This is a genomic window from Nonomuraea deserti (assembly GCF_004348685.1).
In the GTDB taxonomy this organism is placed as follows: domain Bacteria; phylum Actinomycetota; class Actinomycetes; order Streptosporangiales; family Streptosporangiaceae; genus Nonomuraea; species Nonomuraea deserti.
The window spans coordinates 1-15738 of record NZ_SMKO01000224.1 but is presented as its reverse complement, the minus strand read 5'-3'; the positions used below and the strand labels follow the sequence as shown (position 1 = coordinate 15738).

At 73.3% G+C, this 15738-nt stretch carries 13 protein-coding genes; 9 read left to right on the top strand and 4 right to left on the bottom strand.

All coding sequences use genetic code 11. The features are described 5' to 3' along the window. The coding region (locus tag E1292_RS44020) for a helix-turn-helix domain-containing protein (RefSeq protein ID WP_132605615.1) at positions 1-332 on the bottom strand (332 nt) is incomplete at its 3' end. Between the two features lie 74 nt (positions 333-406). Between E1292_RS44020 and E1292_RS44015 the strand changes: the two genes are divergently transcribed. Further along, positions 407-1627 carry a hydroxymethylglutaryl-CoA lyase-like TIM-barrel protein gene (locus E1292_RS44015; RefSeq protein ID WP_132605613.1) on the top strand — a complete coding sequence of 407 codons (1221 nt, stop codon included), beginning with the start codon at positions 407-409 and terminating at the stop codon, positions 1625-1627. Positions 1628-1757: 130 nt separating this feature from the next. Here the strand turns inward: E1292_RS44015 and E1292_RS44010 are convergent, their stop codons facing one another. Next, entirely contained in the window at positions 1758-3044 is a 1287-nt protein-coding gene (locus E1292_RS44010; protein ID WP_132605611.1) for an MFS transporter, read from the bottom strand. Positions 3045-3158: 114 nt separating this feature from the next. Between E1292_RS44010 and E1292_RS44005 the strand changes: the two genes are divergently transcribed. Continuing rightward, the gene (locus E1292_RS44005) at positions 3159-3791 is read left to right on the top strand and encodes an HAD family hydrolase (RefSeq protein WP_132605609.1); all 633 of its coding nucleotides are present in this window, start codon (positions 3159-3161) and stop codon (positions 3789-3791) included. A 34-nt stretch (positions 3792-3825) separates the two neighbouring features. After that, on the top strand, positions 3826-4455 hold the full coding sequence (locus tag E1292_RS44000) for a dihydrofolate reductase family protein (RefSeq protein WP_132605607.1): 630 nt from the start codon (positions 3826-3828) through the stop codon (positions 4453-4455). A 98-nt stretch (positions 4456-4553) separates the two neighbouring features. Here E1292_RS44000 and E1292_RS43995 read toward each other — a convergent pair whose 3' ends face one another. Then, a complete protein-coding gene (locus E1292_RS43995) occupies positions 4554-5267 on the bottom strand; it encodes a GntR family transcriptional regulator (RefSeq protein WP_132605605.1) in 714 nt (237 codons plus the stop codon). Between the two features lie 201 nt (positions 5268-5468). Here E1292_RS43995 and E1292_RS43990 point away from each other — a divergent pair, with 201 nt between their 5' ends. Genes E1292_RS43990 through E1292_RS43965 form a run of 6 tightly spaced genes read left to right on the top strand, consistent with a single transcriptional unit; the run spans position 5469 to position 11972 of the window. Further along, positions 5469-6494 carry an autoinducer 2 ABC transporter substrate-binding protein gene (locus E1292_RS43990; protein ID WP_132605603.1) on the top strand — a complete coding sequence of 342 codons (1026 nt, stop codon included), beginning with the start codon at positions 5469-5471 and terminating at the stop codon, positions 6492-6494. Between the two features lie 7 nt (positions 6495-6501). Then, positions 6502-7998 carry a sugar ABC transporter ATP-binding protein gene (locus E1292_RS43985; RefSeq protein WP_165975051.1) on the top strand — a complete coding sequence of 499 codons (1497 nt, stop codon included), beginning with the start codon at positions 6502-6504 and terminating at the stop codon, positions 7996-7998. Beyond that, complete coding sequence (locus E1292_RS43980; RefSeq protein WP_132605599.1) at positions 7995-8987, top strand: ABC transporter permease; 993 nt, start codon at positions 7995-7997, stop codon at positions 8985-8987. Before E1292_RS43985 ends, E1292_RS43980 begins: the two co-directional genes overlap by 4 nt. After that, entirely contained in the window at positions 8984-9967 is a 984-nt protein-coding gene (locus tag E1292_RS43975; protein WP_132605597.1) for an ABC transporter permease, read from the top strand. The genes E1292_RS43980 and E1292_RS43975 overlap by 4 nt, the downstream gene beginning before the upstream one ends. Further along, positions 9964-10926: a carbohydrate kinase family protein gene (locus E1292_RS43970; protein WP_132605595.1), complete on the top strand. Its 963-nt coding sequence runs from the start codon at positions 9964-9966 to the stop codon at positions 10924-10926. The genes E1292_RS43975 and E1292_RS43970 overlap by 4 nt, the downstream gene beginning before the upstream one ends. Next, positions 10923-11972, top strand: coding sequence for an ADP-ribosylglycohydrolase family protein (locus tag E1292_RS43965; RefSeq protein ID WP_132605593.1), 1050 nt, complete (start codon positions 10923-10925; stop codon positions 11970-11972). Before E1292_RS43970 ends, E1292_RS43965 begins: the two co-directional genes overlap by 4 nt. A gap of 175 nt (positions 11973-12147) precedes the next feature. Here E1292_RS43965 and E1292_RS43960 read toward each other — a convergent pair whose 3' ends face one another. Further along, positions 12148-15426, bottom strand: a complete 3279-nt coding sequence (locus tag E1292_RS43960) for an SbcC/MukB-like Walker B domain-containing protein (RefSeq protein ID WP_246090755.1) — start codon at positions 15424-15426, stop codon at positions 12148-12150. Between the last annotated feature and the right edge of the window lie 312 nt (positions 15427-15738).

Genomic DNA, 15738 nt, shown 5'->3' with positions numbered 1-15738 from the left:
CGGTGGTGCCAGAGGGCGGGGTCGGCGGTCCAGAGCCACGTGGCGACCGTCTCGAAGTCGCTCGCCCCGGCGAGCTCCAGCACGTCGCGCCCCCGGTAGTAGGGCCGGTCGACGCCGAGGGCGGTGACGGCCGACTCGATCACGAGCTCCGGCGGCCGGTTGCGGGGGCGGCCGCGGCGGGCGAGACGTTCGACCTCCTCTGCGGAGAAGAGGCTGCGCCGCCCGTCGTCGCCGTGCCGCCGCCGCAGCACCCCCCTGCTCACGTACGCGTACAGCGTGGCGGGTTTGACGCCGAGCCGTTCGGCGGCCGTGGCCGCGTCGATCCACTCCATCGCGGGATGCCCTCCCGGCATATTGACGAAAATCAATATTGATCCACGTTGAGCAACCGTGTCAACGTGAGGGCATGCCCAACGTTCATTTCCTCGATGTGACCAACCGGGACGGCGTGCAGACCGCGCGCACCGGCCTGTCGAAGTTCGGCAAGACCATGGTCAACTTCTATCTGGCCAGGCTCGGCGTGGCTCAGTCCGAGATCGGTTTCCCGTTCCTCTTCCACGAGGTCCCGTACGTCAGGGCGCAGGTGGCGCTGGCCGAGGCCGGGGCCTTCGGTGAGCTGCGGCTGTCCGGCTGGTGCCGGGGCGTGCCGCAGGACGTGGAGAAGGCGGCGCCCCTCGGGCTGAGGCACTACAACCTGTCCATCTCGACGTCCGACTACATGATCCAGAACAAGTTCCGCGGCCGCCTGGACAGGGAGGCGATCATCCGGGAGATGACGGCCGCGGTCCGCGTGGCCAAGGACGCGGGCGCCCTGACCGTGGGGGTGAACGCCGAGGACGGCTCGCGTACGGACGACGCCTTCCTGCTGGAGTTCGCCCTGGCGGCCAAGGAGGCGGGCGCCGACCGGGTGCGCTACTGCGACACGATCGGCGGCGACACTCCCGGCCGGATCCGCGAGCGCTTCGCCAAGCTGGCCTCGGCGACCGCGATGCCGGTCGAGACCCACTGCCACAACGACCTCGGCATGGCCGTGGCCAACTCCGTCTCGGGCGCCCTCGGCGACCTCGACGGAGGGCAGGACGCGTGGATCAACACGTGCGTGAACGGCATCGGCGAGCGGTCCGGCAACGCCGACCTGCTCTCCACCATCCTGGCCTTCGAGCACGGCTTCGGGCTCGACGCCGAGATCGGCGACGCGCTCGACCTGTCGTGGGCCCGCAGGTTCGGGTTGTGGGCGAGCTACGCGCTGGGCCAGCCTCTGCCGTACAACCAGGTCGGGGTGGGGCGCAACGCGTTCGCGCACGAGTCGGGCATCCACGCCGACGGCGCGCTGAAGGACCACGGCAACTACGAGCTGTACGACGAGGCGACGCTGGGGCCGTTCCCCGAGGACTGGCACGCGCGGAACGGGCGGGTGGTGCTGACCGGCGAGTACGGCGGCAAGGCCGGATTCGGGCACGTCATGGACGGGCTGGGGGTCGAGACGCCCGACGGGGAGCTGGCCTTCCGGCTGGTGCAGCTCTGCAATGCGATGACGGGCAGACCGCTCACGGACGACGAGCTACGCCTGATCGGGGCGTATCCGCGGGAGTTGTCCCTGCTCTTCCCGGGTTACGAGAGCGTCTGAGGCGTTCCGGCCGCGCCGGCCTAGGGAGTCAGCCCGAAAAGTCAGCGCGGCCGTGGGCGCCACGGCTCTGTTTCGACCGCCGTGTTAATGAGCAACACATTACCGGGCTAGATGCTTCGATTTATTGGTTTTATAGGGATTCGTCGCCCGTCTCGGGCAGAGCGAGCAGGCAGAGCAGGCTCAGCAGCGCCATCGCCGACACGTACCCGCCGACCGCCATCACTCCCATGCCGCCGGCCTGCATGCCGGTGGCGACCAGCGGCGGCACCGCGCCGCCGAGCACACCGCCGAGGCTGTAGGCGACGGACGCGCCGCTGTAGCGGTATTCGGTCCTGAACAGCTCGGGCAGGTACGCCCCCATCGGCCCGAAGATCAAGCCCATCAGCGCCAGCGCCCCGGCCAGCGCCAGCCCGGCGAGGAAGACGGACCTGGTCTCCATCAGCGGGAACATCACCAGCCCCCACGCGATGGCCGCCCCGGTGCCCGCGATCAGCGTGCGGCGGCGGCCCAGCCGGTCGGAGACCATCGCCGAGACCACGGTGCCCGCCGCCATGAACACGACGCCGATCATGGTGAGCGCGAGCATCGTGGTCTTCGGGATCTCCAGCACGTTGGTCCCGTACGCCAGGCAGTAGGTGGTGGCGGTGTAGAAGAGCGTGTACGCGATGGTCATGGCGCCGGCGCCGAGCAGCACGCGCCGCCACTGGTGCCGCATGAGCCCCGCGAACGGCACCTTGGCGATGCGCCGCTGGTCCATGGCCTTCTGGAAGACGGGCGTCTCGGAGATCTTCAGCCGTACGTAGAGACCGACGATCACGAGCAGCAGGCTCGCCACGAACGGCAGCCGCCACCCCCAGCTCCCGAACGCGTCGTCGCTGAGCGTCTCGCCGAGCACGAGGAACAGCCCGTTGGCCACGATGAACCCGACCGACGGGCCGAGCTGCGGGAACATCGCGTAGAGCCCGCGCTTGCCGGGCGGCGCGTGCTCGGTGGCCAGCAGCGCCGCGCCGCCCCACTCGCCGCCGAGGCCGATGCCCTGCGTGAACCGCAGCAGCACCAGCAGCACGGGCGCCATGACGCCGATCGCCGCGTAGCCGGGCAGCAGCCCGATCGCCACCGTTGACAGGCCCATCACCAGCAGCGACACGACGAGCATGGACTTGCGGCCGATCCGGTCGCCCCAGTGCCCGAACACCGCCGAGCCGAGCGGGCGCGAGATGAAGGCGACGGCGAACGTCGAGAACGACGCCAGGGTGCCCGCCACCGGGTCGAGGCCGGGGAAGAAGGCGGCGTTCAGCACGAGGGCCGCGGCGGTGCCGTAGATGTAGAAGTCGTAGAACTCGATCGCGGTGCCGATGAGGCTGGCCGCCGCGACCCTTGACCTGCTGGGGGTCGCGGTCTGGGGGGATGTCGTCATGCGAGTCTCACTATGCGGACGGGCGTCTTGTGAAGCGATACGCGAACGCTATCACCTGGCGCTATGTCACATCAGATAGGTTCGTAGCCGGATCTCTCGGGGAAAGGAGCCGGCTTGGCCATCGACCTGGTCATCTTCGACTGCGACGGCGTGCTCGTGGACAGCGAGCCCATCTCCACGCGTGTGGGCACCGCCGCGCTGCGGCGTCTGGGCTGGACGATCGACGAGGCGGAGTACGCCGAGCGTTTCGTGGGCTGCACCAACGAATACTGGGCCGAGCAGGTCGGCGAGACGCCGCCGGGCTGGCGACAGCGGCTTGACGCCGAGCACCGGGCCGCGATGATGGCGGAGTTGCGGGCCATCGAGGGCATCGAGGCGGCGATCGACCAGCTCACGGTGCCGGTCTGCGTGGCCTCCAACGGCCGGCACGCGACCATCCGCCGCAGCCTGGAGCTCACGGGGCTGGCCAAGCGGTTCGACGGGCGGGTGTTCAGCGCCGAGGACGTGGCCAGGGGCAAGCCGGCGCCCGACCTGTTCCTGCACGCGGCGGACACGATGGGAGTGCCGCCGGAGCGGTGCGTGGTGGTGGAGGACAGCCCGTTCGGGGTGACGGCGGCGATGAGCGCGGGCATGCGCTGCCTGGCCTACGCCGGCGGCTTCACCCCCGCCGACCGCCTCGCGGGCCTGGGCGCCACGCTCTTCCACGACCCGGCCGCCCTGCCGCGGTTGATCACCTCACTCGACTGAGGAAACTGTCACAGGCGCGCCGTACCGTGGCGGCATGTCCTCAGATTCGGGACGTCCCTACGTGGTGGCGCATGTGGCCGTGTCCGCGGACGGGGCGACCACCGGGTTCCAGCCCGACGTCGCCCGGTTCTACGAGCTCGCCCGCGGCTGGGACGAAGACCTGACCCTGGCGGGGGCCGACACCATTCTCGCCCAGGAGCCGGCCCTGGTGGGGGCCGAGCTGCCGGGCCCGGCCGAGGGCGGGCCACTGCTGGCCGTCGTCGACGGCCGCGGCCGGGTCAGCGCGTGGGAGGCGCTGCGCGACGCCGGCCACTGGTCCGGCGTCATCGCCCTGCACGCCGGGAACACCCCGCCGCGCCCGCCCGGTCGGCAGGTGCGCGAGCTGGTCACCGGCGCCGACCGCGTCGACCTCGCCGACGCCCTGAGCACGCTCCGCCGCGCCGACGGGGTCGAGGTGGTGCGGGTCGACAGCGGGGGCGCGCTCATCGGCGCGCTGCTGGCCGGCGGGCTGGTCGACGAGATCAGCCTGCTCGTCCACCCCTGCCTGGCCGCCGGCCAGACCACCGGTTTCTGGTACGGCGCGGGCCGCGTCGCCTCCGCGCTCACCCTCGTCGCCGCGCAGGCCCTGCCCGGCGGCCTGGTCTGGCTGCGCTATCGCCGCTGACAGGCGCACGCCCGCCCGTCGTCGAGCGGGCCTTACCGAGGTCGCGGCGCCCCGGTTCGCTGTAGGCGGTGCGCGCGACGCCGTGCGCGAGCCCGCCGTCAGGCGCGGAGCTTGACCACGTACCGGTAGCGGTCGCCCCGGGCGGCCGACCGGGTGTATTCGACGGGCCTGCCCGCCCGGTCATAGGTCCACCGCCTGATGACGATGATCGGGCTGCCGACCGGGACGTCGAGGACGCGGGCCTCGCGCTCGTCGGCGGCCTCGGCGTGGATGCTCTCCGTGGCCTCGGCGACCTTGATGTCGAGGTCTTCCGCGAGCGAGGCGTACAGGGACTGGCGGCGGGTCAGGGCCTCCGGGTCGATCCGCGAGCCGATGCGGTCGGGAAGCCACGAGTCGAGCAGGGCGAAGGGCGAGCCCGAGCCCGTCCGCACCCTGCGGACCAGCCAGGCGACCTCGGAGGGGAGGAACCCGAGGATCTCCAGGGGAGGGCTGGGGTCGGGGCGCACCTCGACCTCGGTGATGCCCGGCTGCAGGCCCAGGTCGCGCAGGAGCACGGTGAAGCTGCGCAGGTTGCCGAGGGAGTGGCTGATGCCGAGATCGGAGTTGACGTAGCTGCCGGATCCGCGGCGCCGGGTGATGAGGTTGGCCGCGGCGAGGTGGTTCAGCGCCACCCGCACGGTGTTGCGGCTGACGCCGTACTCGTCGGTGAGCGCCTCCTCGGACGGCAGGCGCTGCCCTGGTTTGTAGCGGCCTTCGAGGATGTGCGTGCGCAGCGAATCAGCCACGATCTCGTGCGCATGGCGCTTGGTCATGCGGGCCCATCTCCCCTCGCTCGCGAACCCGGCGCAGACCGAAGTACCAGTCAACCAGCTCCATGCACAACATATACCAACAACATCCAGATTTGTACCTACAACTCTTGACACTCATTGGTACTAATTCTTACGGTGGCCGCATCGGGCGGATACGGGGCGCGCCTACAGACCTGTCAGTTCGTCTCCTCGGGAAGCGATATGCGAAACATCAGTGCCGGGCTCGTGGCCGTCTTCACGGCCGTCGCCCTGGCGGCCTGTTCGACCGTGGGAGGGCCGGCCGGCCAGAGCGCCGCCCCCGACACCGGTGGTGGCGAAGGGCCGAAGGTGGCCTTCGTCTCCCAGGTGGAGGGCGTACCCTACTTCTCCGCCTTCAAGGAGGGCGCGGAGAAGACGGCGCAGTCGCTCGGCATGTCGTACACCCAGGCGGGGCCCTCCACCGCGGACGCGACCGAGCAGCTGCGCATCTTCAACAGCCTCGTCCAGCAGGGCTACGACGCGATCGCGGTGTCCCCGCTCGACCCCCGGTCGATGAACCCGGCCATCGCCGCCGCGCGGAGGAAGGGCATCGTCGTGATCACCTCCGACGCCGACGCGCCCGACAGCGAACGCCAGGTGTTCGTGCAGCAGGCCTCCGACGCCGCGCTCGGCGCGACCGTGATGGACGAGATCGCCAAGGCGATGGGCGGCACGGGCGAGTACGGCATCGTGTCCGGAGCGGCCGACACGCAGACGTTCAACAGCTGGGTGGCCGAGGCGCGCAAGCGGCAGGAGTCCACGTACCCCGCCCTGGAGCTGGTGGGCGGCGTGCGCTACACCACGGACACCGCGCAGGCGCTCAAAGAGGCGCAGGACCTCATGACCGCCTACCCCGACCTCAAGGCGATCATCGCGGTGCCGTCGACCGCCGTCCCCGGAGTGGCGCAGGCCGTCCAGAACGCCGGCAAGGCGGGAAAGGTGGCGGTCTCCGGCTTCGGATCGCCGCGGACGGCGCGCACGTATGTCGAGTCCGGCGTGATGACCTCCACCGTGCTCTGGGACGTGCCGAACCTGGGCGTGCTGACCGTCTGGGCGATGAAGCAACTCCTGGACGGCAAGGAGTTCGCCGCGAAGAACACCGTGCCGGGCCTGAAGGACCCGGTCGAGTACTCGGCGGCGACCACGACGCTCGTCATGGGCCCGCCGATGGTCTTCACCAAGGCGAACATCGCCCAGTATGACTACTAGGAGCGACGTGCGGCCCATCCTCTCGGTGTCCGGCCTGTCCAAGAGCTTCGGAGCCACCGCCGCCGTCACCGACGTCGGCTTCACGCTGGGGGCCGGCGAGCGGCTGGCCGTGCTCGGCGAGAACGGCGCCGGCAAGTCCACCCTGATCAAGATCGTCGCCGGCGTGTACCCGCCCGACGGCGGCGAGATGGTTCTGGACGGCGCACCCCACCGGCCGGCCTCGCCGGGGACCGCGCTGGCCGGCGGCGTCAGCGTCGTCTACCAGGAGCCGTCGTTCTTCCCCCGGCTGTCGGTGCTGGAGAACCTCTACGTCGGCCGCGAACCACGCGACCGCGCGGGCCAGGTCGACTGGCGCCGGATGCGCGGGAGGGGCGAGGAGCTGTTCCGGCGGCTCGACGTCCCCGTGGAGCTGCTGACCCGGCGCATGGACGCGCTCAGCCTGGCCGAACAGCAGCTGGCGCTGATCGCCCGGGCGGTCGACGTCGAGGCCAAGGTGCTGATCCTGGACGAGCCCACCTCGATCCTGACCGACGCCGAGGTCCGCAGGTTGTTCCTCATCGTGCAGCGCCTCTCCGAGGCCGGCGTGGGCGTGCTGTACATCACGCACCGCTTCGAGGAGCTCGAGCACGTCGCGGACCGGTTCATCGTCCTGAAGGACGGCAGGCTCGCCGGCGACCTGCCCGCCTCGGAGGCCGACCACGACAGGATCCTGGAGATGATGTCCGGCAGACCGGTCAACGCCGCCATCAGCCGCTCCCCCGCCCGGCCCGGGCGGGTCATGCTGGAGACCTCGGGGCTCACCGTGCCGGGCGCGGTGTCGGACGTCGACCTGACCGTGCGCGGCGGCGAGGTGGTCGGCCTGTACGGGCTCGTCGGAGCCGGGCGTACCGAGCTGGCCCTGACCGTCTTCGGCGTGCTGCGCCCCAGCGCGGGAACCATGCGGGTGGACGGCGAGCCGCACACGCCGCGCGGCCCCCGCGACGCCATGGCCCGCGGCATCGCCTACCTGCCGGAGGACCGCAAGACGCTCGGCATCTTCCCTGGCATGGACACCCTCAGCAACATCACCGCCGTCAAGCTGCCGGAGCTGCTGGGCCGGCTCGGCGTCATCCGCCGCGCCGAGGAGCGCGAGCTCGCGACCTCGTGGATCGACCGGCTGCGCATCAAGGCCCCGTCGCCGGCCTTCCCCGTCACCGGGCTGTCCGGCGGCCACCAGCAGAAGACGCTGTTCGCCCGGCAGCTCGCCACCGAACCCAAGATCCTCATCCTGGACGAGCCGACCCGCGGCATCGACGTGGCCACCAAGACCGACATCCAGCAGCGCCTGGTGGAGGTCGCCCGCGACGGCACCGCGGTGCTGGTCGTCTCCAGCGACCTGCCGGAGCTCCTCGCCGTCTCCGACCGCGTCTACGTCATGCGCGAGGGCCGCATGGCCGCCGAGCTGAGCGGCGACGACCTGACCGAGGACGCGGTGCTGCGCGCCACGATGGGGGTGCACCGGTGACCACGACCACCGTCCCCTCCGCGTTCGCGCCCTCCGCGCGGATGCTGGTCCTGCTGCGCAACGCGCTGCTGCCGATCCTCCTGGTCGCGGAGGTGATCTTCTTCACGGTGGCCGCCCCCGGCTTCCTGTCCGCGGCCAACCTCGCCAACGTGGTGATCAACTCGGCCGACCTGGCGTTGCTGGCCGCCGGGGTGACGCTGGTCGTCCTGCTGGCCGGGATCGACGTGTCGGTCGGGCCGATGCTCGGCGTGGTCGCGTGGGTCGGCGCCACGCTCTTCGTCGCCGGCATGCCACCGCCCCTCGTCGTCGTGATCTCCGTGCTGCTCGGCGGCGCGCTCGGCGCGATCAACGGCGGCCTGGTCGTCGGCGGGCGGATCTCCCCCATCATCACCACGCTGGGCACCGCCGCCATCTTCAAGACCGTGCTGTTCATCCTCTGGGACAGCACCGACGTCTTCGCCGGCCCCGTCGTGCCGGCGCTCGGCCCGGCCCGCGCCGGCGGAGTCCCCCTGGTGGGCCTGGTCGTGCTGGCCGTGTTCGGCGTGCTGGCGTACGTGCTGCGGCACCGGGTGTTCGGCCGGCGGCTGTTCGCCATCGGCAACGACGCCGAGGGCGCGCGCCTCCTCGGGGTGCCCGTCGGCCGGACGTCTTTCGCGGCGTACGTGCTCGTGGGCGCCCTCGTCGGCGTCGCGGCGCTCATCTACGTGGGCAGGGTGGGCGTCGTCCAGGCCACGGCCGGCAACGAGCTCACCCTGCCCGCGATCGCCGCCGTGGTCGTCGGCGGCACCAGCATCCTCGGCGGTGAGGGCGGCGTGCTGCGCACCCTCGGCGGCCTGGCCTTCATCGCGCTGCTGCAGAACGGCGTCGTCCTGATGGGCGTGCCGCCGTTGTGGAACGGCGTGCTGGTCGGGGCGGCCGTCGCCCTCGCGGTGGCCTTCGACGTGCTGACCCGGCGCACCCTCGACAAGCGGATCGGAGCGAAGAAATGACAACGGGAGCCCTGCCCCGGCGGTCGCTGCGTGACCGCGTGAGCGACCGCAGGGTGTTCCTCGCCGTGCTCGTCGTCGCCCTCGGCGCGCTGATGAGCCTGCTGTCGCCGTACTTCCTCGAGGTGGGCAACCTGCTGGCGATGACGCAGTACGGCGCCGTCATCGGCCTGCTGGCCCTCGGCCAGTCCCTGGTCATCCTCGGCGGCCGGGGCGGCATCGACCTGTCCGTAGGGTCCGCGCTGAGCCTGTCGGGCATCGTCATGGGCCTGCTCGCCCAGAACCTCGGGCTCAGCCCGTGGCTGGCCGCGCTGGTGACCGTCGCCTTCGGCGCGCTGCTCGGCTCCGTCAACGGCTTCATGGTCGCCCGGCTGGGCCTGCCCCCGCTGATCGTCACGCTGAGCACGCTCTTCCTGTACGGCGCGCTCGCCCAGGTGCTGACCCACGGAGGCCAGCTCGGCGGGTTCGGCCGGGAGGGCTTCGCCGCCCTCGGGCAGAGCGCGATCCTCGGCGTCCCCGCCCAGGTGCTGCTGGTGCTGGCGCCGATGTTCGCCCTGGCCATCTGGGCGCAGAACCGCACCGCCCTCGGCCGCCGGCTGCACCAGATCGGCACCAGCGACCGGGCCGCCGCCCTGGCCGGGATCGACGTGAACAAGCTCAGGTTCCGGCTGTACTGCGCGTCCGGCGCGCTGGCCGCGCTCGGCGCCGTGGTGACCAACGCGTGGCTGCTCACGGCCCGGCCCAGCGCGGGCACCGGGATGGAGCTGCAGGCGATCACCATCGCGGTGCTCGGCGGCATCCACATCTTCGGCGGGCGGGGGCACCTCAGCGGCGTCCTGCTGGCGCTCGCCGTCGTGGTGGTGCTGTCCTGGGGGCTGCAGCTGGCCCAGGTCGGCAACTCCGTGCAGACCGGCATCCTCGGCCTGGTCCTGGTCGGCGCCGCCCTGCTGAACAACCTCATCGGCAGGAGGGCGTCCGGATGACCGGCACCGGCCCGCGGCCGCTCGACGTGCTCGCGGTGGGAGACGCCAGCGTCGACTACTTCGTCCGGGTGCCCCACATCGCCACCGCCGACGGCAAGGCGATCGGGCGGCTGCTGAGCATCCAGGGCGGGGGCATGAGCGCCAACCTGGCCGCCGCCGCGCGGTTCGCCGGAGCCCGCAGCGGCCTGGTCACCGCCGTGGGCTCCGACGAGCCCGGCCGCCAGGCGCTGGACCGGCTGGCCGCCCACGGCGTGGACGTCTCCGCGAGCGTCACCGTCGCCGGCGGGCACACCTGGTTCTGCGTGGTCCAGCTCGACGACACCGGGGAGAAATCCCTCGTCGGAGCGGTGACCGAGGTCAAGATCCCGGCCACGGGACAGGTCTCCGACGACCTGCTCCGTACGGCGCGGGTCGTCGCGCCGCTGGCCGACGACCTGGACTGGGCGCTCGACCTCGCCACCCGGGCCCGCGCGTGCGGCGCGGCCGTGGCCGTGGACCTCGAACCCGACGCCGTCACCGGGCGCCTGGACGAGGCGCGCGCCCTCGCCCACGCCAGCGACCTCGTGTTCTGCAACCAGGGCGCGGTCGAGGTGCTCGCCGGCGGCGACCCCGGACGCTGCGCCGCGCTGCTCATCTCCGCCGGCGCGTCCGCCGTCGTGGTGACCGGCGGGCGGAACGGCGCGGCCTGCCACACCCGGGAGGAAAGCTGGCTCGCGCGCGGGCCGGCGGTCGAGGTCGTGGACACCACAGGCGCCGGAGACGCCCTGGCCGGGGCGTTCACCGGGTCCTGGGTCCTCGGACACTCCCTCGCCGACAGCCTGCGCGCCGGCGTCGCCACCGCCTCCCTCTGCGTCAGCCGCCTCGGCTCACGCGCCTACCTCGACGCCGGCACCGGCCTCGAGACATCCCTGCGGAACGTCACCCTCGACGCCGCACCCCGTCCACAAGGAATCCCATGACCACACTGCTCGACCGCATCCACGGCAGCCTCGCCGCCGCCTGCATCGCCGACGCCCTCGGCGCGCCCACCGAGGAACGCTCCATCCCGGAGATCCGGGAACTGTTCGGCCGCAGGGTCGAGAGCTTCCACGCACCGCTGCCCGACGCGCCGTACGCGGTCGGGCGCGGGCCGGCCCAGATCACCGACGACTCCAGCCAGATGCTGCTGCTCGCCGAAGCGTTCATCGAGCACGACGGGGAGGTCACCCCCGAGGTCATGGCGCGCCTGCTCATCGGCTGGTCCGGCAACCCCGCCTACTATCCCCACTTCGCCGGCCCCACCACGCGCCGGGCCATCGAACGCCTCAAGGCCGGAGACGACCCCTGGGACGTGGGCAAGGCGGGACGCATCATGAGCGAGGGCACCAGCAACGGCGGCGCCATGCGGGTCGCCCCTGCCGGTCTGGTGCACCCCGGGGACGTCGAGGGCGCCGTCCGCGCGGCACACCTGACGTGCGTACCGAGTCACCACACGAACATCGGCGTCGCCGGAGCCGCGGCCATCGCCGCCGCCACCGCCGCCGCCTGCGTGGACGGCGCCGACCTCTTCCAGGTCGTACGGGCGGCGCGGCGCGGCGCCCAACTCGGCGAGGCCCTCGGCGGCGCGCAGGGCCGGCACGTCCCCGGCCCCTCCGTCGCCCAGCGCATCGACCTCGCCGTCACGCTCGCCGTGCAGTCCCGCGACCTGGACGACGCCATCGAGCGGATCGCCTCCGTCATCGGCACCGGCCTGCCCGCGGCCGAGGCCTGCCCGGCGGCCATCGGCCTGCTGGTGGCGGCCGGCGGCGACCCGTTCCAGACCGCGGTCGCCGCGGCCACCGCGGGCGGCGACTCCGACACGGTCGGCTGCATGGCCGCCGCCGTCGCGGGCGCGCTCAACGGCATCGCCGCGGTGCCCGCCGCGGCGGTCGCCCGGGTCGAGGAGGCCAACAAGCTCGACCTGTCCCGCGTGGCCGCCCGGCTGGCCGCCGTCGCCCGCCCGGTCCCCGTGGGCACCGGGGCGTGAGCCCCGCCCGGCACCGGGCTGAGGCCTGAGTCGCTCGCGAGGCCGTACCTGGTCGCGGGCGTCAGCGCTCGGAGGCCTCAACCGCCCGATGTCTCAGCCGCTCCGGAGGTTTCAGCCACTCGTGAGACCGTTCCCCGGGCGCTCCGGGGAAACGGGGCGGGCAAGACGGGCGGTCTCAGCCGACGCCCACCGAGGCCAGGGTGGATCCGGTGCGGGTCTTGGTGACCTTGAGCTGGGCGGAGATCCGGGACCTGAGCTCGGCCACGTGGCTGACGATGCCCACCGCCCGCCCGCCGTCGCGCAACCCGTCGAGGATGTCGAGGACGCTGTCGAGCGTGTCCTCGTCGAGCGTGCCGAAGCCCTCGTCCACGAACAGCATGCCGAGCTCCGCGCCGCCGGCCTCCGCCGTGACGACGTCGGCCAGCCCCAGCGCCAGGGCGAGCGAGGTGATGAAGCTCTCGCCCCCGGACAGCGTCGCCGGATCGCGGTCGACGCCGGTCCAGCCGTCGGCCACGCGCAGCCCCAGCCCGCCGCCGGAGCGGGCCCGGGACCCGGCCGTCTTCCGCAGGTCGTGGCGTAGCAGGTAGCGTCCGCCCGACATGTGGTCGAGGCGTTCGTTCGCGGCGTCCACGACCTGCCGCAGCCGCTCGCCCAGCACGAACGACGACAGGCTCATGCTCCACCGGTTGTCGCTGGACGTGCCGCCGGCCAGCGCCGCCAGCCGCTCCGCCAGGCGGTGACGGTCGGCGGCGGGGCGCCAGCGTTCGAGATGGCCGGCCAGCTCGCCGTACAGCTCCTCCAGCCGCGCCACCCTCGCCACGGCCCGGTCGCGAACGCTCGACAGCCGCGTGTGCGCCTCCTCCAGGGCGTCGCGTTCCGCCTCGATCGCGGCCAGGTCGGGGGCGGGTTCCGCGGCGGCGGCGACCAGCTCGGGATCGGTCAGGGTGCTCGTGGCGGCGGCGTGCTCGTCGTCGAGGCGGCGCAGCAGCTCCGCCTTGCGCTCCCGCTCGGCCGGGCTTCTGACCGCCGCCTCCGCCTCCGCCACGTCCACGAACCCGGCCTCGGCCGCCGCCTCGGCCGCCGCCTGCCTGGCCCTGGCCAGTTCGTCGTGGGCCGCGGCCGCCGCCTGCGTGGCCTCGCGGGCCTCTCGCAGCAGCTCGACCTCGTCGCCGAGCCTGGCCAGGCGGGCGGTCAGGGTCGGGTCGCCGCCCCGCGCCGCGTCCAGCCGCGCCCCGAGCCTCCCGGCGTCGCCGCTCAGCTCCTCGTGTCTCGTACGGCAGGCCGCCAGCCTCGCGCCGACCCTGCGGCTCTCCTCCTCCTGGGCCTGCCGTTCACGATGGAGCCGCGCCGCCTCCCTGGCCAGCTCGTCCTCCCGTCCGGCCGACTCCCGCAACCTCCGCAACTCTTTCTCGGCCTCGGCCAGCACGACCGCGCCACCGACCTCCAGCGCGCCACCAGAGCTTTCATCACCCGTCACCGGCCCGGCCCCCGCGTCTTCCAGGCGCTCCCCGGTTCTGCCGACACCGTCGTCCGTCCCCTCCCTCGAAACGGTGCCCTGGCCGGTCGGATGTGTCCCGGCGGCCGGGTCGCCTCTCTCGGCACCCGGACCCGCGGGACCACCGGCCACCGCCGGCGCTACGGGGTCGTTGTGCGCGGCGCCTGGAGCCGGAGGGGCGGAGGCCGTCGGCGGGGCATCGGCTCGTCCGGGCGGTCCGGCGACGCCGGTCGTGGCGAGGCGGGTCCGGAGGCGGGCGCGTTCGGAGTGGAGGTGGGTGAGGTGAGCGCGGTGCGCGGCGAGGGCCTCCGCGATCTCCATGGCCCGGTCTGTGACCTGCTCGCGTTCGGTCTCGACACGGTCGCGCGCGTCCGCCAGGGCAGGCTCACGGGCCGCCACCGCCTCCAGACGGGCGACCTCCTGCTCCGCCCGCAGCACCTGCTCCTCGGCCTCCGCCACGTCCAGGCCTCCCGTGGCCTCGACCGCGTCGGCGTGCCGGGACTCCAGCGAGGCGAGCGCGCGTTCCGCCGCCTCGCGCTCGGCGAGGGCGGCCTCGTGTTCCGTCTCGGCCGCGTGCTCGTCGTCGGCCGAAGGGGCGCTCGGGGCGGGAGCGGCAGGAGCAGGATGGTGATCGGAGCCGCACACAGCGCACGGCTGCCCGTCGGCCAGGTCGCGGGCCAGCTCCGCCGCCATGCCGTCGATGCGGGCCTGACGCAGGTCTAGCCACCGTTCCCGCAGCGTCTGGGCCTGGTCGACCAGCACCTGATGGGCGGCGACGGCCGCGTCCAGCTCCGCGGCGAGGCTCTCGCGGCGGTGCGCGGCCTCCAGCGCGACCCTGGCGGCGTCGAGGCTCGCGGCCGCCGCCGGGATGGCCGCCGCCTGCGCGCGTACGTCGTCCAGGGCCGCGTTCGCGTCGGCGATCCGGCCAGGGAGCTCGGCCTGGGCGGCGAACACCTCGGCCTCGCGTTCCGACAGCTCGACCAGCTCGGCCGCCAGCCTGGCCAGCTCGTCGTCGATCTCGATCAGATGGGCGGCGGCGTCGCGTACGGCCTGCGCGGCCGGGATCCTGGCGGCGTCCGTCCGCGCCTCGGCGAGCACGCGCTCGGCCCGCTCGATCAGGCCGGGCAGGACGGCCAGCCGCTCGGTCACGGACTCGTCGGCCTCGACCAGGGCGGCCAGCTCCCCCTCCACGCGCAGGAGGTCGCGCCTGACCACCGACAGCCTGGCCTCTTCCGTGAGCAGCTCCGACAGCCGCGCGATCTCGGCCTGCCGCTCGCGCTCCAGCACCGCCAGCTCGGCGACCGACGGAACCTTCGATCCCGGCAGCGCATCGCCGGGTCGCCCCGCCGCACCTGCCGCGCACACCGGCGGACTGCTTTGATCTCCTCCGGGGACCGCGGCGCCGTCGCCCTGGCGTACCGGATCGGGCGTGTGGTTCGTGTGCCGTCCCGGCGAAGGGCGGGCGCCGGGTGTCAGCCGCTCCGTGTCGGGGGCGGCCGGAGTGGCGGTCAGGAGGGGGCGTGCTCGGGCGAGGGCGTCGGCGGCCAGGGTGCGGGCCTTGGCGGCGGCCTCCGCGCGTTGCCTGACGGCGGTGACGAGCGGGACGACGCGGTCGGCCCTGGCGGCGTCCTCGAGCATGGCCTGCAGGTCGGCTCTCTCGTCGGCGCGCTCGTCGAGGGTGCGGCGGAGGGTGAGCGCCTCGGCGTGGCGGCGCCGGCGGTCGGCGAGGGAGGCGGCCGCTTCGTGACGGAGGCGGGCCGAACGCAGCGCCTGGCCGGCCGCGGCCTGCTCCTCGGCGGCGCCTTCCACGACCGCCCGCGCGGCGTCGAGCAGAGCCCCGGCCCAGCGCAACGGGTCGGCCTCCGGCGTGAGCCGCCCTGCATCCCCGGCTTGACCGGCGGCACTCCCGTCCCCCGGCCGACGCGGCCCTGCCCTCAGGGACTCCTCGCCGCCGGTCACCGCGCGGCCCCCTTGGACCCCCTCGCCACCGGTCTCCGGGGCAGTCCTGTGGAGCCACGCACCGCCGGTCTCGCCGCGGATCCCGTGGGCAGCCTCGGCGCCGATCCCGGGGGACCCATCGGTGCCGGTCTTCCCGGGTGGAGGAGGGGGCTCGTTGCCGGGGCCGCCCGTCGATCCGGTCGTCGGTGTCGAGGGGGTCGGCGCGCCTTCCCCTAGCGCTGCGCCGGCGGCATCCTGTTCGTACGAAGACGCAGCGGAGGGGGCGGACACGGGGGCGTCGGACGCGGAGGAGAGGGGAGACGCGATGGACGC